This is a genomic window from Micromonospora sp. HB375, assembly GCF_017872985.1.
GTDB classification, from domain to species: domain Bacteria; phylum Actinomycetota; class Actinomycetes; order Mycobacteriales; family Micromonosporaceae; genus Micromonospora; species Micromonospora chalcea.
The window spans coordinates 4,146,520-4,171,026 of the sequence record NZ_JAGGJO010000001.1 but is presented as its reverse complement, the minus strand read 5'-3'; the positions used below and the strand labels follow the sequence as shown (position 1 = coordinate 4,171,026).

The following is a 24,507-nucleotide window of genomic DNA, read 5'->3' as shown; positions in this document are numbered from 1 at the left end:
GCCGGACGCTCGCCCCTTCGTCCGGCCGACCGCCGTTCACCGGCCGCAGCCGCTCACGCCCGGCTCCACCGTTGGTTGGCGTTGCCGTGGCAGGTCCAGACGATCACCCGGGTGCCGTTGGCGGTGCCCGCGTTGTCGACGTCCAGGCACAGCGACGGGAAGCGCACGTTGCTCACCGTGCCGTTGCCGTTGATGGTCCACTGCTGGTTGGTGCCGCCGTTGCAGTCCCAGATCTGCACCCGGGTGCCGGCGGTCGCGTTCGTCGGCACGTCCAGGCACTTGCCGAGCACCTGCAACGCCTGCCCGTTGGCGGTGAACTGCTGATTGGCGTTGTTGTGACAGTCCCAGATCAGCGTGCCGGTGCCGTTGGCGGTGCCGGCGTTGTCGACGTCGAGGCACCGGCCGGACGACTCGCTGCGCAGCCGGAACGTGGTCGGGACCGGTGGCGGGGTCGTGGTGCCGCCGCCGCTGACCCGGTAGACCACGGTGCCGTGGGCCGGGACGCTGGCGGAGATCGCGCCGCTGGTGCTGGAGGTGGCGTCGGTCCAGGCGTCGCGCAGCGTGAACGAGCTGCCGCTCTTGCCGATCGCGGCCGCCGTGGTGGAGACGGTGGTGGTCGAGCTGCCCTGGTTGAACAGGGCGACCGCCACGTCTCCGTTGGCCAGCGGCTTGGCCAGCACCCGCCGGGTGCCGTCGAAGGAGACCTGGACCGCCTGGCGGCCGAGCGTGTCCTGGTTGATCGCGACCAGGTTGGCGTTGCGCAGGATCGCCAGCGTGGCCGCGTTCGTCGAGCGGACGTCGTGGCCCATCATCAGCGGCGCCGCCAGCATCGACCAGAGCGCGAAGTGACTGCGCATCTCGGTGTCGTTCATGCCCCCTCGGCCGACCTCCAGCATGTCCGGGTCGTTGAAACCGCCGGGGGCGGCGTACCCGGCCAGGGGCACCGTGACGTCGACGATGTTCTGGATGCCCATCGGGTAGCCGTTGGTCTGGCCGGTGTTCCACGCGTTGGTGATGTCCTCGGTGGTCCGCCAGAGGTTCGCCACGTCGCTCCAGTTGCGCTGCGGCCCGGTCTTGGCGTGGTAGCTGTTGGGGTTGATGCTGTAGACGATCGGCCGGCCGGTGGAGGCCAGCGCGTCGCGCATGATGCCGAACCGCGCCACCTGGTCGTTTATCGTCCCGGTGCCGGAGCACCAGTCGTACTTGAGGTAGTCCACGCCCCACGCGGCGAACTGCCGCGCGTCCTGGTACTCGTGGTTGAGGCTGCCGGTGGCGCCGGGGAACGCGCCGCCGACCTGGGCGCAGGTCTTGTCCAGCGGCACCTGGTAGATGCCGAACAGCAGGCCACGGGCGTGCAGGTAGTCACCGAGCGCCTTCATCCCGCTGGGAAACCGCTGCGGGTGCGCCTGGAGGTTGCCCTGCGCGTCCCGGTTCGGGTTGAACCAGCAGTCGTCCACGACGACGTACTTGTACCCGAGGTCGCGCAGTCCGTTGGCGACGATCGCGTCGGCGGTCTGCTGGATGAGGGTCTCGTTGATGTTGCAGCCGAACGTGTTCCAGGTGTTCCACCCCATCGGCGGCGTACGGGCGACGCCGTTGTCCAGCGCCCGGGCCGGGCGTGGGGCGACTGCCCCGTCGGTGACGGTGGCTGCGAGCGCCACCGCCGCGACACCCAGGACGGCGAGCGTCCGTCGGGTCCATCTGCGCACTGGGTCCTCCTCGGTGGCCGGGCGCCGTCCGTGCCGGTACCCGGAAGGGAGCGGCCCGCCGGTCGCACGGCGTCGCCCGTGGTCCACGGGGACGGACGCGGCACGGTAGTTCCACCAGGGCCGGTCGGTGCCGGCGGGCGCTCGTGGGTGGTGGGGTTCCGGCGGTCGACGGGGTCGCCGTCCGTCGCCGCCCGGCTGCGGCGCCGGGGTTTCCCGGACAGCGGCGCCACAGTGTGTGGGGATGGCGAAATGTTATCGCTGACATCAAACACTGTAAATAGCCTGGCGACCCTCGGGCGGCTTGCGGCGGCCTGCTGCCGAGGGTGCCGCGGCGAGAAAAAGAGCCGCTGAGCGGCCTTCTGGGCGGCCCCGCGGCGGCATCTGGGCCCTCGGGCCGGGGGAGTCGGGAACGCCGAGAGAATTTCCGGAAGTTCCATCGATTGTTGTCGCTAACAGGCCGTCTACCCGAGGTTCGACCGCGCCGTCGGCGTGGATCTCCCGGCCGGCGGCCGGGCCGGTCCGTGCGGGGCGGAGGACGCCGGTTCCGGGCGCCGCCGCTCGTTACGTAGCTGTTGCCCGGACGTGTCTTGACGGATGTGTATGTGAGCGCTAACACTAACTCCGTGACACGGCGGAGGTGCAAATGAGCGAAGTGGACGCGACCGACCGGTACGTGATCGGGGTCGACTTCGGCACGTTGTCCGGCCGGGCGTTGGTGGTCCGGGTCCGCGACGGCGCTGAACTCGGCACCGCGGTGCACGACTACCGGCACGGGGTCATCGAGACCGCGCTGCCCGACGACGGCCCGGCGTTGCCGCCGGACTGGGCGCTGCAGGACCCCGACGACTACCGCGACGTGCTGCGCCACGCCGTACCGGCAGCGCTCTCGGCGGCCGGTGTGGACCCGGCACTGGTGGTCGGGATCGGCATCGACTTCACCGCCTGCACGGTCCTGCCGACGCTCGCCGACGGCACGCCGCTGTGCGAGATCCCGGAGCTGCGCCACCGGCCGCACGCCTGGGTCAAGCTCTGGAAGCACCACGCCGCGCAGCCGCACGCCGACCGGATCAACGCGCTGGCGCACGAACGCGGCGAGCCGTGGATCGGCCGCTACGGCGGCAAGATCTCGGCGGAGTGGCAGTTCGCCAAGGGGCTGCAGATCCTGGACGAGGACCCGGAGATCTACCGGCGCGCCGATCGTTTCATCGAGGCGGCCGACTGGATCGTCTGGCAGCTGTGCGGCGTCGAGACGCGCAACGTCTGCACCGCCGGCTACAAGGGCATCCGGCAGGACGGCCGGTACCCGTCCCCGGACTACCTGGCCGCGCTCGACCCGGACTTCACCGACTTCGTCACCAAGCTGGACGGTCCGCTGCTGCCGCTGGGCGCGCGGGCCGGCGCGCTCGACGCCCGCGCCGCCGCCTGGACCGGCCTGCCCGAGGGCATCGCGGTCGCGGTCGGCAACGTCGACGCGCACGTCACCGCCGCCGCCGCCCAGGCGCTGCGGCCCGGCCGGCTGGTGGCCATCATGGGCACCTCCACCTGCCACGTGCTCAACGGCACCCACCCGGCCGAGGTGCCGGGCATGTGCGGCGTGGTCGACGGCGGCATCAGCCCCGGCGCCTGGGGCTTCGAGGCCGGGCAGAGCGGCGTGGGGGACATCTTCGGCTGGTTCGTGCGCCACGGCGCCCCGGCCGGATTCGACTCGCACGAGCGGCTCACCGAGGCCGCCGCGGCCCAGCCGGTCGGCGCGCACGGCCTGGTGGCGCTGGACTGGTGGAACGGCAACCGGTCGCTGCTGGTCAACCACGACCTGAGCGGGCTGATTGTCGGGCTGACGCTGGCCACCCGGCCGCCGGACGTCTACCGGGCGCTGCTGGAGGCCACCGCGTACGGCACCCGGATGATCGTCGAAGCGTTCGCGCAGGCCGGAGTGCCGGTCGACGACCTGGTGGTGGCCGGCGGGCTCACCTCCAACCGGCTGCTGATGCAGATCTACGCCGACGTCACGAACCGGCCGCTGAGCATCATCGGCTCCGCCCAGGGACCGGCGCTCGGCTCGGCCATCCACGCCGCTGTCGCGGCCGGCGAGTACCAGTCGATCCACGAGGCGTCCGCCGCCATGGGCCGGATCGAGGAGGCGGTCTACCGGCCCGTACCGGAGAACGTCCGGGCGTACGACGCGCTCTACGCCGAGTACCGCGCGCTGCACGACCACTTCGGCCGCGGCGCGAACGACGTCATGCTGCGCCTGCGGGCGATCCGCAACGCGGCGGTCGACGCCCGCGCCGCCGCGCCCTTGGAGGTGGTCGGATGAACAGCCAGGTCGCTGAGCTGCGCGAGACGGTGGCCCGCCTGCACCGCGAGCTGACCCGCTACGGGCTGGTGGCCTGGACCGCCGGCAACGTCTCGGCCCGCGTACCCGGTCAGGACCTGATGGTCATCAAGCCCAGCGGCGTCGACTACGACGACCTGACCGCCGAGTCCATGGTGGTCTGCGACCTGAGCGGCACTGTCGTCGACGGCGGCGGCTCGCCGTCCAGCGACACCGCCGCGCACGCCTACGTCTACCGCGCGATGCCCGAGGTCGGCGGCGTGGTGCACACCCACAGCGGCTACGCCACCGCCTGGGCGGCCCGGGGCGAGGCGATCCCGTGCTGGCTGACCGCGCAGGCCGACGAGTTCGGCGGGGAGATCCCGGTCGGGCCGTTCGCGCTGATCGGCGGCGACGACATCGGCAAGGGGATCGTCAGCACGCTGTCCGGGCACCGCTCGCCCGCGGTGCTCATGCGCAACCACGGCGTGTTCACCATCGGCCGGGACGCCCGGGCGGCGGTCAAGGCCGCCGTGATGTGCGAGGACGTCGCCCGCACCGCGCACCTGGCCCGAGCGCTCGGGCAGCCGCTGCCGATCGCGCCGGCCGACATCGACTCGCTCTACGACCGTTACCAGAACGTCTACGGCCAACGCCCGCCGGCGCCCTGACCCCGGACCGGGCGCCGCGCACCCACCCCACCACCACACCCGGACGCACCGGCTCCCCGCCGCGCGTCCGGAACATCCAACCCCGGAGGAGAACCGATGAGTACCAGGAGCACGGCCCGCAGGGTCATCGCCGCGCTCGCCGGCGTGCTGCTCGCCGGCAGCATGGCGGCCTGCGGCAACAGCGACACCGGTGGCGATTCCGGTGACGGCAACGACAAGATCGTCCTGGGTTTCTCCCAGGTGGGCGCCGAGAGCGGCTGGCGCACCGCGAACACCACCTCGATCAAGGAAGCGGCCGCCGAGGCCGGCATCGAGCTGAAGTTCGACGACGCGCAGCAGAAGCAGGAGAACCAGATCAAGGCGATCCGCAACTTCATCCAGCAGAAGGTCGACGTGATCGCCTTCTCGCCGGTGGTGGAGTCGGGCTGGGACACCGTGCTCAAGGAGGCCAAGGACGCGAAGATCCCGGTCATCCTGACCGACCGCGCGGTCGACTCGGCCGACAAGTCGCTCTACAAGACGTTCCTCGGCTCGGACTTCGTCAAGGAGGGCCGCCTCGCCGGCGAGTGGCTGGTGGAGCAGAAGAAGGCGGCGTCCGGCCCGGTCAACATCGTCGAGCTGCAGGGCACCACCGGCTCGGCCCCGGCCAACGACCGGAAGAAGGGCTTCGCCGAGGCGATCGCCGCCAACCCCAACCTGAAGATCGTCGCGTCGCAGTCGGGTGACTTCACCCGGGCCGGCGGCAAGCAGGTCATGGAGCAGTTCCTCAAGGCCAACCCGAAGATCGACGTGCTCTTCGCGCACAACGACGACATGGGCCTGGGCGCGCTCGAGGCGATCAGCGCGGCGGGCAAGACGCCCGGCAAGGACATCACCATCATCACCGTCGACGCGGTGAAGGACGGCATGCAGGCCCTCGCGGACGGCAAGTTCAACTTCATCGCCGAGTGCAGCCCGCTGCTCGGCCCGCAGCTGATGGAGCTGGTCAAGAAGGTCAAGGCCGGCGAGGAGGTCCCCGCCCGGATCGAGACCGAGGAGACCACCTTCACCCAGGAGCAGGCCAAGGAGGCACTGCCCAACCGCAAGTACTGACCCACCCCGGGGGTCGCCGTCGCGAGACGGCGGCCCCCGTGCCACCACCGTCTAGAAGAGGTCCGATGGGATGACGGGTAACCGTCCGGTCCTGACCATGACCGGCATCAGCAAGACCTTCCCCGGGGTCCGCGCGCTGCACGACGTCGACTTTCGGCTGTTCCCGGGCGAGGTCCACGCCCTGATGGGTGAGAACGGCGCCGGCAAGTCCACCCTGATCAAGGTGCTGACCGGCGTCTACGGGACCGATGCGGGCGTCATCACCCTCGACGGCGAGCAGGTCTCGTTCAGCGGGCCGATGCAGGCCGCCGCGGCCGGCGTCAGCACCGTCTACCAGGAGGTCAACCTCTGCACCAACCTGTCGGTGGCGGAGAACGTCTTCATCGGCCGCGAGCCGCGCCGGCTCGGCGCGGTGCGCTGGGGCGAGATGCGCCGGCGGGCCCGCGACCTGCTGGCCCGGCTCGACCTCGACCTCGACGTCTCCGCGCCGCTGGGCACGTACTCGCTCGCGGTGCAGCAGATGGTCGCCATCGCCCGGGCGATCGACGTGCAGGCCCGGGTGCTGATCCTGGACGAGCCGACGTCCAGCCTGGACGCCGGCGAGGTGGCGCAGCTGTTCCGGATCATGCGCCAGCTCCGTGACGAGGGCATCGCGATCCTGTTCGTCACGCACTTCCTCGACCAGGTCTACGGCATCGCGGACCGCATCACGGTGTTGCGCAACGGCACGCTGGTGGGGGAGTACCGCACCGAGGAGCTGCCGCAGTTCAGCCTGGTCGAGAAGATGATCGGGCAGGAGCTGGACGTGCTGGAGCGGCTCGACGAGCAGCAGAAACGCGCCACCGTCGACACCGCGGACGAGGCCCCGCTGGTGGACGCCGACGGGCTGGGCCGGCGTGGCGCGGTCGCCCCGTTCAGCCTGCGCATCCACGCCGGTGAGGTGGTCGGCCTGGCCGGACTGCTCGGCTCCGGCCGTACCGAGGTGGCGCGGCTGATCTTCGGCGCGGACCGGGCCGACCACGGCCAGGTCCGGCTCGACGGCGGCCGGGCGCCGGTGCGCAACCCGATCCAGGCCATCGGCCAGGGCGTCGGCTTCTGCTCGGAGAACCGGCGGGCCGAGGGCATCGTCCCGGAGCTGACGGTCCGGGAGAACATGATCCTGGCGATGCAGGCCGCGCGCGGCTGGCTGCGTCCGATCCCGCGCCGCCGCCAGGACGAGCTGGTCCGCAGGTACGTCGAGGCGCTGAGCATCCGCCCGGCCAACCCGGAACTGCCGGTGCGCAACCTGTCCGGCGGCAATCAGCAGAAGGTGCTGCTGGCCCGCTGGCTCATCACCGAGCCGCGCCTGCTCATCCTGGACGAGCCGACCCGCGGCATCGACGTCGGCGCGAAGGCCGAGATCCAGAAGCTGGTGGTGCAGCTCTCCGACGGCGGCATGGCGGTGCTGTTCATCTCCGCCGAGCTGGAGGAGGTGCTGCGCCTGAGCCATCGGGTCGCGGTCATGCGCGACCGCGAGATGGTCGCCCAGCTCGACAACGACGACACGCTCGACGCCGACCGCGTCATGCGCACCATCGCCAGCGGCACCACGCGGAAGGAGGTGACCCGATGACCGCCGTCGCCGCCCGCCTCCGCCCGCTCACCGGCCACCGCCTGTTCTGGCCGGCGCTGGTGCTCGTGGTGATGCTCGCCGCGAACACCGTCTACCGTCCCGGCTTCCTCGCCGTCGAGGTCAAGAACGGCCACCTGTACGGCACGCCCATCGACATCCTGCGGCTGAGCGCGCCGCTGATCCTGGTCGCGCTCGGGATGACGCTCGTCATCGCCACCGGCGGCATCGACCTGTCCGTCGGGTCGCTCTGCGCCATCAGCGGCGCGATCGCCTGCCTGCACATCAGCGGGGCGGCCGACCAGAACAGCCCGGCCACGGTGGCCACCGCGCTGGCGCTGGCCTTCGGCGCCGCGCTGGTGCTCGGCGCGTGGAACGGCGTGCTCGTGGCGGTCATCGGCATCCAGCCGATCATCGCCACGCTGATCCTCATGGTGGCCGGCCGGGGCATCGCCCAGCTGGTCACCGAGGGGCAGATCATCACGATCAACTCCGGGCCGTACCGGGCGATCGGGCTCGGGCACTTCCTGACGCTGCCGCTGGCCATCCTGATCGCGCTCGCCGCCGCGCTGCTGGTGGCCGCGTTCACCCGGCGTACCGCGCTCGGCCTGATCGTCGAGTCGGTCGGCGGTAACGCCGAGGCCAGCCGGCTGGCCGGCATCCGGTCGCGGCGCATCGTCTTCCTCGTCTACGTGATCAGCGCCGCCTGCGCCGCGCTCGCCGGCTTCATGGTCACCGCGAACGTGTCCAGCGCCGACGGCAACGCCGCCGGCCTGTGGATCGAGCTCGACGCGATCCTGGCGGTCGTGATCGGCGGCACGTCGCTCGCCGGGGGCCGGTTCTCCCTCGGCGGCACCGTCCTCGGCGCGCTGATCATCCAGACCCTGACCACCACCGTGTACGCCATGAACATCTCGCCGCAGACGTCGCTGCTGTTCAAGGCGGTCGTCGTCATCGCCGTCTGCCTCGTGCAGGCCCCGGCGTTCCGCGCCCGGCTGCGCCGGCGGCGGCGCGGGACCGAGCCCGGGCCGGCGGCGCCGCAGCGGGAGAAGGAGCAGGTGCCGGCATGAGCAGCACGTCGTTGACCACCGGCCGCTCCTGGCGGCCCAGCCTGCCCCGGCGGCACGTCCCGGTGCTGGCCACGCTCGCCCTGCTGCTCGTCATGTACGGCATCGGCGTGTCCCAGTACCGCGCGTTCTCCAACATCCAGGTCGTCTTCAACGTCTTCATCGACAACGGCTTCCTGCTCGTCGTCGCGGTCGGCATGACGTTCGTGATCCTCACCGGCGGCATCGACCTGTCCGTCGGCTCGGTGGTCGCGATGACCGCGATGGTGTCGGCGTCGCTGCTGCGCGACGGCCTGCCCGCGGCGCTGGTGCTGGTCATCGCGCTGCTGATCGGCCCGACGCTGGGCTTCCTGATGGGCTGCGCGATCCACTTCTTCGAGATCCAGCCGTTCATCGTCACACTCGCCGGGATGTTCTTCGCCCGCGGCATGTGCACGTTCATCAGCGACTCCTCGATCTCCATCACCGACGGCTTCTGGACGTCGATGTCGCAGCAGCGCATCGGCGACCCGGCCGGCAACTTCGTCTCGATCAGTGTGCTCATCGCGTTCGCGGTGGTGCTGATCGCGGCGTACGTGCTGGCGTACACCCGGTTCGGCCGCAACGTGTACGCGGTCGGCGGCAACGCGCAGTCGGCGCTGCTGATGGGCCTGCCGGTGGCGCGGACCCGGATCGCCGTCTACACGATCAGCGGGCTCTGCTCGGCCATCGGCGGCATCCTGCTGTCGTTCTACACGCTCTCCGGCGCGCCGCTGATCGCCGTCGGGATGGAGCTGGACGTGATCGCGGCTGTGGTGATCGGCGGCACCGTGCTCACCGGCGGTTCCGGGTACGTCTTCGGCACCGTGCTCGGCGTGCTGGTGCTCGGCGTGATCCAGACCCTGATCACGTTCGACGGCAGCCTCAACTCCTGGTGGACCAAGATCGTGATCGGCGGGCTGCTCTTCGCGTTCATCCTCCTCCAGCGCCTCATCGGCATCCGGTTCAAGTGACGGTTCCTAGCGCGGAAGGCAACAACATGGCAACTCACCCCCAGCCCGAGGTCTGGTTCCTCACCGGCAGCCAGGGCCTCTACGGCGAGGACACCCTGCGGCAGGTCGCCGAGCAGTCCCGGCAGATCGCCGCGCGCCTGGACTCCTCGCCGGACATCCCCGTCCGCGTGGTCTGGAAGCCGGTCCTCACCTCCAGCGCGGACATCCTGGCGGTGTGCCGGGACGCGGCCGTGCAGGGCGCGGTCGGGGTGATCGCCTGGATGCACACGTTCTCCCCGGCCAAGATGTGGATCTCCGGGCTGGACGCGCTACGGACGCCGCTGCTGCACCTGCACACGCAGGCGAACGTGGCGCTGCCGTGGGACGAGATCGACATGGACTTCATGAACCTCAACCAGGCCGCGCACGGCGACCGGGAGTTCGGGTTCGTCCAGACCCGGCTCGGGGTGGCCCGCAAGACCGTCGCCGGCCACGTCACCGACCCGCGCGTCGTCGGCCGGGTCGCGGCCTGGGCCCGGGCCGCCGTCGGCTGGTCGGCGCTGCGGACGCTGCGGCTGGCGCGCTTCGGCGACAACATGCGCGACGTCGCGGTCACCGAGGGGGACAAGGTCGAGGCGGAGCTGCGCTTCGGCGTATCGGTGAACACCTACGGCGTCAACGACCTCGTCGCGGCCGTCGACCAGGTGGCGGACGCGCAGGTGGACGACCTGGTCAAGGAGTACGACGACACCTTCCGGGTGGCGCCGGAGCTGCGGCCCGGCGGGGACCGGCACGACTCGCTGCGGTACGCGGCGCGCCAGGAGCTGGGCCTGCGCGCGTTCCTGGAGGCCGGCGGGTTCCGGGCGTTCACCACGAACTTCGAGGACCTCGGCGGGCTGCGCCAGCTTCCCGGGATCGCGGTGCAGCGCCTGATGGCCGACGGCTACGGCTTCGGCGGCGAGGGCGACTGGAAGACCTCGGTGCTGGTGCACACGCTCAAGGCGATGGCCGTCGGGGTGCCGGGCGGCACCTCGTTCATGGAGGACTACACCTACGACCTGACGTTCGGCCAGGAGCTGATCCTCGGCGCGCACATGCTGGAGGTGTGCCCGAGCATCGCCGCCGACGTGCCGAGCGCGCAGGTGCATCCGCTGAGCATCGGCGGGCGGGAGGACCCGGTGCGCCTGGTCTTCGACGCCGCGCCCGGCCCGGCCGTGGTGCTGGGCATGGCGGACATGGGGGAGCGGTTCCGGCTGGTGGCCAACGCGGTGGACGTGGTGCCGCCGCCGCACCCGCTGCGCCGGCTGCCGGTGGCGCGCGCGGTCTGGCGTCCGCAGCCCGACCTGGCCGGCTCGGCGGAGGCGTGGATCACCGCGGGCGCGCCGCACCACACCGTGCTCTCCCAGGCCGTCGGCGTGGAGGAGCTGCGTGACCTGGCCGCGATGGCTCGGACCGAGCTGGTGGTCATCGACGCGGAGACGCGCCCGCACCGCTTCGCCGACGAGCTGCGCTGGAACCAGGCGTACTACCGGCTCGCCCGGGGCTTCTGAACCCCCTCGCCGCCCGCCGCGCCGACCCCGCGTGGCGGGCGGCGTGTTACGCCTTGACGAACGCCATGTTATCGCTCACAGTCGATGGATAGGGTCACCGGCACCGCTCGCGGGCCGTTCCGGGCGCGATCTGCGCCGCAGTTGCCAGGGATCCGACTCCCGCCTGGGTGGGCATCGCTGTTAGCGATAACGCCGACGTCGTCGGCGCGCGTCGCCGTGCCCGGGCTCCGGTCGACGAAGGAGGATCATGGTGACGGCTCGACTGTCCCGTGGACGTGGACGCCTGTCCCGGCTGCTGGCCGGGGTGGTGGCGCTGCTTGTCGGTGGCGTGGTGGTGGGCGCCGTGCCCGCGCCCGTCTCCGCGGCCACCGTGGACACCAGCGCGTACTACGTGCTGGTGAACCGCAACAGCGGCAAGGCGCTGGACCTGTACAACCAGGCGACGAACGACGGCGCGCGGATCACCCAGTGGACGCGCAACGACGGCGCCTGGCAGCAGTGGCAGTTCGTGGACTCCGGCGGTGGCTACTACCGGCTGCGCTCCCGGCACTCGGGCAAGGTGCTGGACGTGACCGGCGCGTCCACCGCCAACGGGGCCGCGGTGGTCCAGTGGACCGACCACGGCGGCACCAACCAGCAGTTCCGGCTGGCCGACTCCGACAGCGGGTACGTCCGGCTGATCAACCGGAACTCGAACAAGGTGATGGAGGTGCAGAACGCCTCCACCGCCGACGGCGGCAACATCGTCCAGTACGACGACTGGAACGGCGCGAACCAGCAGTGGCAGCTGGTGCGGGTCGGCGGCAACCCGGGTGACCCGGGCACGCCGAGCGGCAACTTCACCAACCCGGCGGTCTGGCAGGACTTCGCCGACGTCGACATCATCCGGGTCGGCGACGTCTACTACATGTCCGCCTCCACCATGCACTACTCGCCCGGCGCGCCGGTGCTTCGCTCCTGGGACCTGGTGAACTGGGAGTTCGCCGGGCACTCGGTGCCGCGGCTGGAGTTCGGCACCAAGTACGACCTGAGCGCCAGCGAGCAGGCGTACGTGGACGGCATCTGGGCGTCGACGCTGAACTACCGGCCGAGCAACCGCACGTTCTACTGGGCCGGGTGCATCGATTTCGCGCAGACCCACATCTACACCGCCACCGCCGTGGACGGCGCGTGGAGCCGCCTTGCCACCATCCCCAACTGCTACTACGACGCCGGCATGCTGATCGACGACAACGACACCATGTACGTCGCGTACGGCAACGGCACGATCAGCGTTGCCCAGCTCTCCGCCGACGGGCGCAGCCAGGTGCGGGCGCAGCAGGTCTACCAGACGCCGTCGAGCATCGGCACGCTGGAGGGGGCGCGCTTCTACAAGCGCAACGGCGCGTACTACATCTGGCTGACCCGGCCGGCCAACGGCCAGTACGTGCTGAAGTCCACGAACGGCCCGTTCGGCCCGTACGAGCAGCGGCAGGTGCTGCTGAACCTGCCCGGCCCGATCTCCGGTGGCGGCGTGCCGCACCAGGGCGGGCTGGTGCAGACGCAGACCGGCGCCTGGTACTACATGGCGTTCACCGACGCCTACCCGGGCGGCCGGATGCCGACGCTGGCGCCGATCACCTGGACCTCCGACGGCTGGCCGCAGCTGCAGACCGTCAACGGGGCCTGGGGCGCGAGCTATCCCAACCCGCTGCCGACCCGCCCGGTCAAGCCGCTCACCGGCACCGACACGTTCTCCGGCACCACGCTCGGCCCGCAGTACGAGTGGAACCACAACCCGGACAACAGCAGGTGGTCGGTGAACAACGGCCTGCGCCTGCAGACCGCCACCGTCACGAACGACCTGTACCGGGCCCGCAACACGCTCACCCACCGCATCCAGGGTCCGACCTCGACCGGCACCATCGAGCTGGACTACTCGACCATGCGCGACGGTGACCGGGCCGGCCTGGCGATGCTGCGGGACAGTTCGGCCTGGATCGGCGTACGGCGGGACAACGGCGCGACCCGGGTGGTGATGACAAACGGTCTGACCATGGGCTCGAACTGGAACACCACGAGCACCGGGACGGAGATCGCCAGCGCGGCGGTGTCCGGCGGGCGGATCTGGTTGCGGGCCAACGCCGACATCCGGCCCGGCTCCGGACGGCAGGCGCGGTTCTCCTACAGCACCGACGGGGTGAACTTCGTGTCGCTGGGCAACGCGCTGACGCTCAACAACGCGTGGCAGTTCTTCATGGGCTACCGGTTCGGCTTCTTCAACTACGCCACGCAATCGCTTGGCGGCGCGGTGACGGTGCGGCAGTTCTCGCTGACGACACCGTGACAACGGTCACCATTCGCGGCCGTTGACACATCTTCCATAGCCCGGGGTGCGGCTCCGGCAATCGCCGGAAATGCCGCACCCCGGGCCCAATTCCACCCGCTCCGAGCTGCCTGTTCGTGCCGCTGCGCAACGGAAGGGAATGAGCCGCCTGTCGATTCCGCGATAATCGGCGCGCCACGGTGGGAACGGTCGATCTGCGGTAGCGATACCGATGGGACCGCTGGCGTAGACTGTCGCCACCCGGGACGGTCCGGTCGAGATCGACCGGGTGTGGCCGCCGCGGGCAGTGGCGAAAGTGAGGTGGCCGTGCGCGGTCCTGCGATGACGGACGTGGCTCGCCTCGCCGGGGTTTCGCACCAGACGGTCTCCCGGGTGCTCAACGGGCATCCCAACGTGCGTGAACAGACCCGGCTGCGGGTCCAGGCCGCCATCACCGAGCTCGGCTACCGGCCCAACCGCGCGGCCCGCGCGCTGGTGACCGGCCGTTCCCAGGTGATCGGCGTGGTCGCGCAGAACACCACGCTGTACGGCCCGGCGTCGCTGCTGGCCGCGCTGGAGCAGACCGCCGCCGAGGCGGGTTTCGCGGTGAGCGTCGGCAGCGTCCGCGACCTCGACCACCGTTCCATCTCGGCGGCGGTGGAGCGGCACCTGGCGCACCGGGTGGCCGGCATAGTGGTGATCGCGCCGGTCGAGTCGGCCGGGGAGGCGCTGGAACGGCTGCCCCACGACGTGCCGCTGGTGACAGTCGACGGCGACCCCCGGCGGCCGATCCCGCTGGTCACCGTCGACCAGGTCGCCGGCGCCCGGGCCGCCACCGAGCACCTTCTCGCCGCCGGGCACCGCACCGTCTGGCACGTGTCCGGCCCGTCGGACTGGTTCGACAGCGCCGGCCGGATCGAGGGGTGGCGCGAGGCGTTGCGGCAGGCGGGCGCCGAGGTTCCGCCGCTGGTCCCGGCGGACTGGTCCGCTGCCGCGGGTTACCGGTGCGGGCAGATGCTGGCCCGGATGCCGGAGGTCACCGCGGTCTTCACGGCGAACGACCACCTGGCGCTGGGCGTGCTGCGCGCGCTGCACGAGCACGGCCGCCGCGTACCGGACGACATCAGCGTCGTCGGGTTCGACGACGTGCCCGAGGCGGCGTACTTCATTCCGCCGCTGACCACGGTGCGGCCCGACTTCACGGCGGTGGCCGCGGCGAGCCTGGACCTCCTGCTGGCCCAGATCGAGTCGGAGTCGGCAGGCCCGCTGCGCCAGACCATCGCCCCGACGCTGGTCCCGCGCCGAAGCGTGGGCCCACCCCCCACCCGCTGACCCACCCGGCGTCCCACCCGCCCTCGCCGATCTTGCACTTCGCGCCCGCAGGATGTCCGGTTGGCGAACTTCGCGGGGGCCGAAAGCGCAAGATCGGCGAGCTGGGGCGGCGGGGGTGGGTGGGTCAGAGGAAGCGCCAGCGCTGGTGGGCGGCGCCGGTGTCGTCGGCGAGGACCGCCTGCGCGCCCTGGGTGCCCGAGCCGCCGCTGAGGCCGAGGACGCGGCCCCCGTTCGCGCACTGGATCCGGAACCAGCCGCCGCCGCCGTGCCGCAGCCGCCACCTGTGGTCGGCGGCGCCGTTGTCGGCCCACTGGACGATCCGGGCGCCGGCCGCTGTCGAGGCGCCCTCGACGCCCAGCACCTTGCCGCTGTTGCCGTTGCGCAGCCGCAGGTAGCCGCCGGTGTCCACGAGCGCGGTCCAGAGGTGGTCGGCGGTCCCGGTGTCGCCCCACTGGATGACCGGCCCGCCGTCGGCGGTGGACATGTTCTGCACGCCGAGCACCAGCCCGCTGCCGAGGTTCTGGATCCGCCGCGCGCCGTTGGGCAGGAACCGCCACTGGTTGTCCAGGCTGCCGTTGTCCGGGTCCTGCACGGCGAACGCGCCCTGCGCGGTCGAGCCGCCGGAGATGCCGAGCAGCTTGCCGGTGTGCACGTTGCGCAGCTTGTGGCTGCCGTCGCCGACGTCGACGACGGCCCAGAGATGGTCGGCGGTGCCGTTGTCCGCCCACTGCAGGATCCGGGCACCGTCGGCGGTGGACATGTTCTCCACGCCCAGCACCTTGCCGCTGTTGACGTTGCGCAGCCGCAGCGCCGACCCGTCGACCACGAGCTGCCAGTCGTGGTCGGCGGTGCCGGTGTCACCCCACTGCAGCGCGAGCCCGCCGTCTGCGGTGGACATGTTCTGGATCCCGAGCACCAGCCCGCTCGCCGCGTTCGCCAGCCGGAAACTCGCCTCGCCGCCACCACCGCCCGTGCCGACCCGCCAGTAGACCGTGTAGTTGTGCCCGTGGGCGTCGTAGAACGGGCCGAGGTCGACGGTGGCGCCGTCGGCCCGGGCGGTGAACGCGAGACTGCCCGTGCCGGTACGGGTGACCGAGGCCGGGTCCAGCGTCGGCAGCGCGCTCAGCGTGGTGTTGCCGTAGTTGCCGGAGAGCACCACCGGCCCGTACGTGATCGCGGCGACCGCGGCGTCGTCGTTGGCGGCCACCGTCGCCACCCGCATCGGCAGCCGGACCGTGACCGTGTCGCCGGAGGTCCAGTCGCGGGTCAGGGCGGCGTAGCTGCCGGGCGTGGTGGCGATGCCGGCCGCGACGCCGTTGACGCTGACGCTCGCCCCGCTGGTCCACGCCGGGATCCGGATCCGCATCGTCCACGACCCGCTCACCGAGCCGGTGACGGTCAGCGTCGTGGTGTCGCCGACCGGGTACGAGGTGGCCTGGGTGACGGTGATGCCGCGCTGGCTCCAGGTGAGCACCGAGGGCATGAACAGGTTGACGGTCAGCGTGGTGCCGTTGTGGAAGTAGATCGCGTCGGCGAGCGTGGTGTTGGTCTCCAGCCCGGTGCCCTGGCAGCACCAGAACGAGTTGTAGTCGGTGCTCCAGGTGCCGCCGCCCCATGCCGGGCCGACACCGCGCCGCCCGCCCGGGTTGAGCGGGGTGAAGTACGTGACGTGGCCGTGCGCGTCGGCCGGGTTCTGCTGGCCGATCATGTGGTTGAGCAGCGCGCGCTCGTAGAAGTCGGCGTACGCGACGCGGTCCGGGTCGAGCTGCCACAGCTCCCGGGTCAGCTTGAGCATGTTGTACGTGTTGCACGCCTCGCACGTGTCGTTGCGCAGGTAGCCGGCGATCGCGTTCGGGGCGCGGAAGTGCTCGGCCTGGCTGTTGCCGCCGATGGCGTACGTGTGCGCGCCGACGGTGATGGCCCACGCGTTGGTGGCGATATCCCGGTAGCGGGTGACGCCTGTGGCCTTGTACTCCCGGGCCGCACCGATCCACTTGGGCACCTGCGTGTTGGCGTGCAGCCCGTTGAGCTGGTCGGAGTTGGCGGCGAGCGGGTTGAACACGGCGGCGTGGTCGAACCGCTGCGCGACGGTCAGCCACCGCCCGTCGCCGGTCTGCTGGTAGAGGTCGGTCAGCACCGCGTTCATGCCGCCGAACTCGGTGCCGAGCATGGCCTGCATCTGGGCCGAGGTGAGCCGGCTGGTGCGCTGGTCGACCCAGCCGGCCAGCGCCAGCAGCACGTCCCGGGCCTGGGTGCTGCCGATCAGCCGCCACACGTCCAGCAGCCCGGCCAGCGTCTTGTGGATGCAGTAGTAGGGGACGTTGCCGTTGCTGAGCGTCCGGGCCTCCAGCGCGGTGAAGTCGGACTCCGGGAAGCCGGACAGGTAGCCGGCGCTGAACCCGGCCGCGCCGTTGTTGGCCTGGCAGCGGGCCAGCTCGGCGACCATGGTGAGCGCCTTGTCCCGGCAGGTGGTGTCGCCGAGCACCGCCCACGCCTGCGCCCAGGCGGTCAGGAAGTGACCCTGCATGTGGGTGCGGAACGGGAAGTTCGGCGCGTCCCAGCCACCGTTGGCGGCGGCGCCGCCGGTGGACAGGCGGTGGTTGGCCCGGAAGTTGTAGAGCAGCCGGTTGACGTCCACGAAGCGCAGGTACGCCACTGTGCGGTTCTCGTTGTCCTGCCACCGGCTCGCGGTCAGCCGGACCTGGCCCGGGTCGAACGCGTACGCGGACACGCCGATGTCGGGGCGGGCCGGTGGCAGCGCGGCGTGCGCCGTACCGCCTGCGGTGACGGACCCGGCGGCGGCGCCGGCGGTCGCCGCGACGGCGGTGGCGCCGGTGGCGCGGAGCAGGAATCGGCGGTTCACCAGGGGAGCGGGCATGGACGGCCTCCGTGGCGGGGGACGGTGGTGGCGGGGACGGTGGTGGTGGGGAACGGCTACGCGGTGACCCGGAAGGTGGCGTCCTGCCGGTCGACCGCGGGGGAGCCGGCGCCGAGCGGATCGATGCGCAGCCGGTAGTCGTAGTGCCGCAGGTAACGGGTGGGGTAGTTGTACGAGCGGAACGACGACCAGGTGGCGTCGGCCAGGCCGGCGGTGCGGTGGAAGGTGGCGTCGGCGCGGAACGTGGCGGTGCCGTCGTTCGGGTCCAGCCGGACCGCGTAGTCGTAGTGCCGCAGGTAGTTGCCGGGGTAGTTGACCGACTCGAACGAGACGCCGGCGGCGTCGGCCAGGCCGGGGACCATCCGCCACATCTGGTCCTGGTACGGGTCGAACGGGTACGCGTCTACGCGGGCGATCCGGTCGGCGTGCCGCACGTAGCGGTCGGGGAAGTTCGACGACTTGAGCCGGACCCAGTTCGGCGTGCCCCAGCGGTTGACCAGCCCGGCGTACTCGGCGTCGGTGATGCCGATCATCGAGCCGTGTTTGGAGTTCAGCGGCGGCGTGTAGTCGCGCTGGCTCAGCGGCGTCCACGAGTTGCCGGAGATGGTCGTCGTGGACCAGGCGTAGTAGTCGTTGTTGACCGGGCTGAACGAGTCGCCCCACAGCCGCCAGCCGCCCTCGTTCGTGCGCAGCAGAAGCGGCGCCTCGATCGCGTTGCCCTGCCGCAGCCCGCTGGTGTACGTGGTGAAGCTGTTCGGCGCGGCGGTGGTGGAGCGGGCGCCGTAGAGATATCCGTCGTCGAGGTTCTTGTAGTAGAGGTACGTGGTGCCGCCGTCGACCACCACGTCGCCGTCGAGCACGCCGAAGGCGGGGCTGAAGTAGACCTGCGACGCGCTGACGGTGCGGAAGTCGCTCGTGTAGTTGACGAACAGTACGTCCCGGCCGTTGTTGGCGGAGTAGACGATGGCGTACTGCCCACGGGCGGCGTCCCAGAACGCGGTCGGCGCCCAGGTGTGGGTGTCGAGCGTGTGCATCCGGATGCGCCGGTAGCCGGTGAACGCGGTCAGGTCGGCCGAGTCCCACACGTGCAGGTACTGGCTGGTCAGCCCCCAGTTGGTGCCCTTGAGGTCGGTGGCCAGCACCACGAACGTGCCGTCGGTCCTGCGCAGCACGAACGGGTCGCGCAGGCCGAGCTGCCCGGCGGTCGGGGTGACCACCGGGTTGTTCTGGTTCAGCGGAGTCCAGTTCAGCCCGTCCCGGCTGACGGCCAGGTGCAGGCCGTAGTCGGCGCCGAGGCCGTTCGGCGTCTCGGTGAAGTAGGCCATCGCGTAGGCGGTGTTCGCCGCCGCGAACGCGCCGCGGGGCAGGCTGAGCGCGCCGGAGGCGGCGGCAGCCGCGGACAGGGCGCCGACTGTGAACGCGCGTCGGGTCAGGGGCACGACGGGGGCCTTTCTCTGCGGTGGAGATGACGGCCGCGTTAACGCTAACAATCCCCCTTAGCCTGGCGTTCATATAGCCGACTGTCAATTGATTCGCAGCGCTGACGCGAACGCCGCAGGGCGGGCCGCTCGTTCTCGCGGCCCGCCCTGCGGCGGCTGTCCGGCGCCCGGCCGGCGAAAGATCAGCGGTTGCGGTAGTGGTCGACGGCAAGCGTCCCACCGCTCAGCAGCGCCAGCGCGCCGAAGGCGGAACCGGCCCACGGGTTGCCGACGACGCTCGACAGCACCACGTTCGCGGCCACGCTCACGATGAGCACCAGCCAGAGCAGCGGGCGCATCCGGGTAATCGACGACGGGGCGGCGGCGGTCTCGGCGGTACGGTCCAGGTCGTTCACGGCTGCCTCCTCGATGATTTCTGCTACCACCGACAGTAGGGACGGGAGCGGCCGGTAACGATCCCGCCAGCACGACAGTCGTGGTACAGCAGGCTGTACTTTCCGCGCCCGGGCCTGCCGGGCGGCGACAGCGGTGACCTATCGTTTCGCCCGGGGGTGGGCCGGGATGGAGTACGTGCGGAGGCGGTTCCGCGTGGCGGTGGCCGCTCTGGAGCACCTCGTCGGCGGGCTGGGCACCGCAGTGCTGGCCCTGGGCACGCTGCTCGGGACGCTCGTCGTCGCGGCGGCGTGCGTCGGCGGGGTCGGGCTGCTGCTCGTACCCGGACTGCTGCAGGCCGTGCGGTCGGTGGCCGACCGCGAGCGCGCCCGGCTGTCCCGGTGGGGAACGCCGATCCCGGCGCCCGGCCCGGTCCCGGCCGGGGTGCGCGCGGCGCTGCGCGACCCGGTGGTACGGCGGGAGCTGCGCTGGGTGGCCGTCCACGGGACGCTCGGCTTCGGGGCCGGGCTGCTCGCGCTGGTGCTGCCGATCTACGCCGTGCAGGACATCACGTTCCCGCTCTGGTACCGGCTGGTGCCGCCGGAGGCCGGCGCGCCCGGCATCGGCTGGTGGCACATCGACGGGCTCGGCGACGCGCTCGCGGTCGCCGTGCTCGGGGTCGGCTGGCTGCTTCTCGCGGTCTCGACCGGCCCGGCGCTCGCGCGGATCCAGGCCCGGCCGGGCCGGCGGCTGCTGCCCCCGCCGCCCGGGTTCGACCTGTCGCTGCGCGTCGCCGAACTCACCGCCACCCGGGCCGCCGCGCTCGACGCGCACGCGGTGGAACTGCGCCGCATCGAGCGCTCGCTGCACGACGGCACCCAGAACCGGCTGGTCGCGGTGAACGTGCTGCTCGGCGCCGCCCGGCGGGCGGTGCGCCGCGACCCGGACCGCGCCGACGAGATCCTGGAACGCGCGCAGGACGCGGCCGAGCAGGCGCTCGGCGAGCTGCGTACGGTGGTGCGCGGCATCCTGCCGCCGGTGCTCGGCGACCGGGGGCTGGCCGGGGCGTTGACCGGACTCGCGGCGGAGTGCGCGGTGCCGTGCCGCCTGTCGGTGGACGTCGACGTGCGCTGCGCGGCGTCGGTGGAGGCCACCGCGTACTTCGTGGTGGCCGAGGCGCTGACGAACGTGGTCCGGCACAGCGGCGCGGACGGCGTCGAGGTCGTCGTGCGCCGGGAACGGGACCGGCTGCTGGTGACCATCACCGACGACGGGCGCGGGGACGCCGACGAGACGCGCGGCTCGGGGCTGACCGGCATCCGCCGGCGGGTCGAGGCGTACGACGGGCGGATGACACTGACGAGCCCACCGGGAGGACCGACGAGGATGCACGTGGAGCTGCCATGCGGATCGTGATCGCCGAGGACGACGCGCTGCTGCGCGAGGGGCTGGCGCTACTGTTGCGCGCCGAGGACCTGGACGTGGTGGCCACCGCCGGCACGCCGGGGGAGTTCCTGACCGCTGTCGACGAGCACCGGCCGGACGTGGCGATCGTCGACGTGCGGATGCCACCCACCCACACCGACGAGGGCATCGTCGCCGCGGTCGAGGCCCGCCGCCGCCGTCCCGGCCTCGCGGTGCTGGTCCTGTCCGCGTACGTCGAGCAGGCGTTCGCCACCGAGCTGTTCGCGGTCGGCGCCTCCGGGCTCGGCTACCTGCTCAAGGAGCGGGTGGGCCGGGTCGAGGAGTTCCTCGCCGCGCTGCACCGCGTCGCGGGCGGCGGCAGCGTGATCGACCCCGAGGTGGTCGGGCAACTGCTCGCCCGCAACCGGCGGCCGGACACCGCGCTGGCCGAGCTGTCGCCGCGTGAGCACGAGGTGCTGGCGCTGATGGCCGAAGGGCTGGGCAACGGCGCGATCGCCGAGCGGTTGTTCGTCACCGAGGGCGCTGTGCACAAGCACATCCGCAGCATCTTCGCCAAGCTGAGCCTGCCGCCGGACGACCGCGCCGACCGCCGGGTCACCGCGGTGCTGCGCTACCTCGACGACGGCCGCCGGTAGCGCACACGCACGCGCGCCGCCTCGCGGTGAGGCGGCGCGCGGACGGGTCGGCCGGATCAGCGGCGGGTGCCGCACAGGGCCGCGTCGACGGTGCTGGTGACCGCCTCCAGCATCTCCAGGCTGGTCGGCAGCGCGGTCACCGCGACCACGGCGCTGCGCCCGTCGGTGGTGGACAGGTTGCGCGTCTCGAAGCCCTGGATGTCGCCGCCGTGCCCCCAGGCGTGACCGCCGCAGGGCAGCTCGTGCCGGGCGATGCCCAGGCCGTACTCCCACACCCCGTTGGGCTCGAAGTCGGGCGCCGGCACCGTGCGCGTCAGCGCCGCCTGCTGGGCCGGCTTGAGCAGCTTGCCCGCCAGCAGCGCCTCGAAGAACGTGCGCAGGTCCGACGGCGTGGAGACGAGCTGACCGGCGGCCCAGCCCAGCGACGGGTCCATCCGGGTCACGTCGACCCACGGCGCGCCCGGCTCCACCGCGACGTATCCGCGCGGCAGGCGGCCCGGCAGGTCCTGCTCGCCGGTCTGCGGCCAGTACGTGTCACGCAGCCGCAGCGGCTCGATGATCCGCTGGGTGATCTCTTCACCCACCGGACGCTTGGTGACCCGCTCGATGATCAGCCCGGCCAGCACGAAGTTGGTGTTGCTGTACTCCCACTTCTGACCCGGCGGGAAGCGCCGCGACTGGGTGAGCGCCTCGTCCAGCAGCCGGCGCGGGTCGAAGTAGTCGCTGCGGCGGTCCACCAGATCCTGCGCCTCGCTGAACACGACCTCGTCGTAGTCGGGCAGCCCGCTGGTCTGCTGCAGCAGCTGCCGTACGGTGATCCGCCGCCCGTCGTTGCCGTTGGCGCGCACCATCCCGGGCAGGTAGCGCTCGACGGTGGCGTCGAGGTCGATGCGGCCCTCGCCGACGAGCTGGAGAACGACCACCGCGGTGAACGTCTTGGTGTTGCTGCCCACGCGCACCCGGGCGTCGCGGGGGATCGCGGCGCCGGTGCGCAGGTCACCCACGCCCGCGGTGTAGTCGCGCACCCGGCCGTCGCGGCGTACGGAGGCCAGCACCCCGGGGAAGCCGTGCTCGGTGACCAGGCCGTCCAGTCGCGTCTGGACGGCGTCGGCGGCGGGACGCCGGGCGTCGGTGGTCGTGGCGGACGCGGCGGGCACACCGAGCGCGGTGACGGTCAGCAGGGCCGTGGCGCCGACGGCGATCGGGAGGGTACGGCGGGTCATGGGAACTCCTCGACGGAGGTGAACGGGTACGGGCTCAAGCCTCGCCAGAACCGGTCCCGCGTTCCATCCCGCCAGCTACCGGGCCGGGGTAGCGCTGGCACTACTTGATCGCTCCCGGCGTCGCCGGTTAGGCTCCGCGCAGCGTCGCGTGCCGGTGGCAGACCGTGTCAGGCATGGAGGCGCCGGATCGAAGGGAGCACGACGATGACACTCGTCGTCCCTTCGCCCTCGCCACGTGGCTGAGGGCGAACAGACCAGGCTGGTGGCCTGGAGCCGGGAGATGCGCGCCGTCCACGAGCGGCTGCGCGAGGCGCTTGAGGTGACCCGGCTGGCGCTCGCCGCCGGTGAGCCGGCACGGCCCGCGACACGGGACCTGCTGCTGTTCTGCCACGGGTTCTGCGCGGCGCTGACCGCGCATCACGAGGGCGAGGACCGCAGTCTCTTCCCGGCGGTCGCGACGCGCCATCCGGAGCTGCGCGAGACGCTGGACCGGCTGCGGCAGGACCACTCGATGATCGGGTACCTGCTGGCCGGGCTGGGTGCGGCGGTGGCTCGCGACGCCCCGCCCGACGAGCTGGCCCGGCACCTGGAGGGCGTGTCGGCGATCATGGAGTCGCACTTCCGGTACGAGGAGCGGCAGCTTCTTTCGGTGCTGGAGACGCTGGCGCTGGACGCCGACCCGGCCGACGTCCTCGGACCGCTGTGACCCCGGGTCGCGGCCCGGCGGGATGCGCGCCGCCGGGCCGCGACCGGGCCTTCAGTTCAGGCCGCAGGTGGCCAGCGCGTCCAGGTTCGGGCGCTGCGCGCCGACCCGGTTGAACGCGATCTCGATGCGGTCGAGCGCCGCGACGCGCTTGCTGCGCAGCGGCCCGAGGATCGCGTTGTCGATGAAGGCCGGTCCGCCCTCGGGGCGCACCGCGAGCTGGGCGAGGCGGGCGTTCGCCTCGGCGATCTGCTTGTCCAGCGTGGCCAGTTCGGCCTGCACCTGGCTCGCGGCCGCCGCCGGGACGGCAGGCAGCGCGACGCGCGGGCAGTTGACCGTCCGGGCCGGTCCGGCCGCGTTGCCGTTCTGGCCGCCGGCGTTCCCGTTCTGACCGCCCGCGTTGCCGTTCTGGCCGCCGGCGTTCTGGCCGGCGCCGCCGTTGACGGCGCTCGGCACGCCCGGGGCGTTGAGCGAGCAGGCCGCCAGCGCGTCCAGGTCCGGGCGCGGCGCGCCGATCCGGTTGAACGCGATCTCGATGCGGTCGAGCACGGCGACGCGCTTGCTGCGCAGCGGGCCGAGGATGGCGTTGTCGATGAACGCCGGTCCGCCCTCGGGGCGTACCGCCTGCCGGGCCAGCCGCTCGTTCTGCCGGGCGATCTCCTGGTCCAGGTTGGCCAGTTCCCGCTCCACCTGGGCCGATGCCGCCGCCGGTACGGCCGGCAGCTTGTCGCGTACCGTCGGGCAGTTCACGGTCTGCGCGGCGGCGGTGGTGGCCGGGCGGTTGTTCTCGCCCGCCGACGCCAGTTGCAGCCCACCGGCGAACAACAGCGCCGCGAGGGCGCCCACCCCGCCGAGCTTCAGGACCGCGGTCTTGCGCGTACCCCTGGCCATGCACCTCTCCTCTGGTTGACCGGGAGGGTGCGGCGGCTGCCGCGCCGTCTCCACGGTGCGAAGTGACGACTGGAGGAATCGTGCTCGTGCCCGCTCCGGCATCGCGGTTCCGGCCGATGTTCCCGTCGGCAGTGGATACGGACGGCGGCGCGAGATCGTTCAGCGCACCCCCGGATGTTTGACCGCATCGACGTCCGTCGTTAGGCTGCGCTGAAAGCGCTTACTGTGCGGGAGACGTGAGCGTTCGGCATGACACGGACGTCCGGGCGACAAGGCCCGCCCCTGACACCGACCGGGCATCGGTGCCGGTAGCGGCGTGGG

General features: G+C 71.9%; 18 protein-coding genes. 12 read left to right on the top strand and 6 right to left on the bottom strand.

What is annotated here, in order from left to right; all coding sequences use genetic code 11:
- Positions 1 to 53: 53 nt before the first annotated feature.
- Positions 54 to 1,709, bottom strand: a complete 1,656-nt coding sequence (locus J3R08_RS19120; protein WP_187693871.1) for a ricin-type beta-trefoil lectin domain protein — start codon at positions 1,707 to 1,709, stop codon at positions 54 to 56.
- Positions 1,710 to 2,352: 643 nt separating this feature from the next.
- Between J3R08_RS19120 and araB the strand changes: the two genes are divergently transcribed.
- The 9 genes from araB (at position 2,353) to J3R08_RS19075 (ending at position 14,620) form a co-directional block, all read left to right on the top strand.
- Entirely contained in the window at positions 2,353 to 4,026 is a 1,674-nt protein-coding gene (gene araB, locus J3R08_RS19115) for a ribulokinase (protein WP_166456019.1), read from the top strand.
- Positions 4,023 to 4,694: an L-ribulose-5-phosphate 4-epimerase gene (locus J3R08_RS19110; protein ID WP_043323308.1), complete on the top strand. Its 672-nt coding sequence runs from the start codon at positions 4,023 to 4,025 to the stop codon at positions 4,692 to 4,694. The genes araB and J3R08_RS19110 overlap by 4 nt, the downstream gene beginning before the upstream one ends.
- Before the next feature lie 96 nt (positions 4,695 to 4,790).
- Positions 4,791 to 5,786: an ABC transporter substrate-binding protein gene (locus J3R08_RS19105; protein WP_043323310.1), complete on the top strand. Its 996-nt coding sequence runs from the start codon at positions 4,791 to 4,793 to the stop codon at positions 5,784 to 5,786.
- 70 nt (positions 5,787 to 5,856) lie between these two features.
- Entirely contained in the window at positions 5,857 to 7,398 is a 1,542-nt protein-coding gene (locus J3R08_RS19100; protein WP_043323312.1) for a sugar ABC transporter ATP-binding protein, read from the top strand.
- Positions 7,395 to 8,465, top strand: a complete 1,071-nt coding sequence (locus tag J3R08_RS19095; RefSeq protein ID WP_043323315.1) for an ABC transporter permease — start codon at positions 7,395 to 7,397, stop codon at positions 8,463 to 8,465. The genes J3R08_RS19100 and J3R08_RS19095 overlap by 4 nt, the downstream gene beginning before the upstream one ends.
- Positions 8,462 to 9,454, top strand: coding sequence for a galactofuranose ABC transporter, permease protein YjfF (gene yjfF / locus J3R08_RS19090; RefSeq protein WP_043323316.1), 993 nt, complete (start codon positions 8,462 to 8,464; stop codon positions 9,452 to 9,454). Before J3R08_RS19095 ends, yjfF begins: the two co-directional genes overlap by 4 nt.
- Positions 9,455 to 9,480: 26 nt before the next feature.
- Positions 9,481 to 10,983, top strand: a complete 1,503-nt coding sequence (araA, locus tag J3R08_RS19085; RefSeq protein WP_043323318.1) for an L-arabinose isomerase — start codon at positions 9,481 to 9,483, stop codon at positions 10,981 to 10,983.
- Positions 10,984 to 11,230: 247 nt separating this feature from the next.
- Complete coding sequence (locus J3R08_RS19080) at positions 11,231 to 13,309, top strand: RICIN domain-containing protein (protein ID WP_205796401.1); 2,079 nt, start codon at positions 11,231 to 11,233, stop codon at positions 13,307 to 13,309.
- A gap of 321 nt (positions 13,310 to 13,630) precedes the next feature.
- Positions 13,631 to 14,620 (top strand): LacI family DNA-binding transcriptional regulator, encoded by a 990-nt coding sequence (locus J3R08_RS19075; RefSeq protein WP_176722811.1) that lies wholly within the window; start codon positions 13,631 to 13,633, stop codon positions 14,618 to 14,620.
- A gap of 124 nt (positions 14,621 to 14,744) precedes the next feature.
- Here J3R08_RS19075 and J3R08_RS19070 read toward each other — a convergent pair whose 3' ends face one another.
- From J3R08_RS19070 to J3R08_RS19060, 3 genes are all read right to left on the bottom strand, one after another.
- Positions 14,745 to 17,498 carry a beta-L-arabinofuranosidase domain-containing protein gene (locus tag J3R08_RS19070; RefSeq protein ID WP_209962322.1) on the bottom strand — a complete coding sequence of 918 codons (2,754 nt, stop codon included), beginning with the start codon at positions 17,496 to 17,498 and terminating at the stop codon, positions 14,745 to 14,747.
- 56 nt (positions 17,499 to 17,554) lie between these two features.
- Complete coding sequence (locus tag J3R08_RS19065; protein WP_209962320.1) at positions 17,555 to 18,937, bottom strand: glycoside hydrolase family 43 protein; 1,383 nt, start codon at positions 18,935 to 18,937, stop codon at positions 17,555 to 17,557.
- Between the two features lie 182 nt (positions 18,938 to 19,119).
- The gene (locus J3R08_RS19060; protein WP_043323325.1) at positions 19,120 to 19,332 is read right to left on the bottom strand and encodes a hypothetical protein; all 213 of its coding nucleotides are present in this window, start codon (positions 19,330 to 19,332) and stop codon (positions 19,120 to 19,122) included.
- 166 nt (positions 19,333 to 19,498) lie between these two features.
- On the opposite strand from J3R08_RS19060, the gene J3R08_RS19055 reads away from it, so the two are divergent.
- Together J3R08_RS19055 and J3R08_RS19050 are read left to right on the top strand one after the other, a co-directional pair.
- Entirely contained in the window at positions 19,499 to 20,725 is a 1,227-nt protein-coding gene (locus J3R08_RS19055; RefSeq protein ID WP_209964297.1) for a sensor histidine kinase, read from the top strand.
- Positions 20,713 to 21,369 (top strand): response regulator transcription factor, encoded by a 657-nt coding sequence (locus tag J3R08_RS19050; RefSeq protein ID WP_030499160.1) that lies wholly within the window; start codon positions 20,713 to 20,715, stop codon positions 21,367 to 21,369. The genes J3R08_RS19055 and J3R08_RS19050 overlap by 13 nt, the downstream gene beginning before the upstream one ends.
- Positions 21,370 to 21,425: 56 nt before the next feature.
- Here the strand turns inward: J3R08_RS19050 and J3R08_RS19045 are convergent, their stop codons facing one another.
- Positions 21,426 to 22,592, bottom strand: coding sequence for a serine hydrolase (locus J3R08_RS19045; RefSeq protein WP_209962318.1), 1,167 nt, complete (start codon positions 22,590 to 22,592; stop codon positions 21,426 to 21,428).
- A 235-nt stretch (positions 22,593 to 22,827) separates the two neighbouring features.
- Here J3R08_RS19045 and J3R08_RS19040 point away from each other — a divergent pair, with 235 nt between their 5' ends.
- Positions 22,828 to 23,298, top strand: a complete 471-nt coding sequence (locus tag J3R08_RS19040) for a hemerythrin domain-containing protein (RefSeq protein WP_209962316.1) — start codon at positions 22,828 to 22,830, stop codon at positions 23,296 to 23,298.
- A 51-nt stretch (positions 23,299 to 23,349) separates the two neighbouring features.
- Here J3R08_RS19040 and J3R08_RS19035 read toward each other — a convergent pair whose 3' ends face one another.
- Positions 23,350 to 24,186, bottom strand: a complete 837-nt coding sequence (locus J3R08_RS19035; RefSeq protein ID WP_209962314.1) for a hypothetical protein — start codon at positions 24,184 to 24,186, stop codon at positions 23,350 to 23,352.
- Between the last annotated feature and the right edge of the window lie 321 nt (positions 24,187 to 24,507).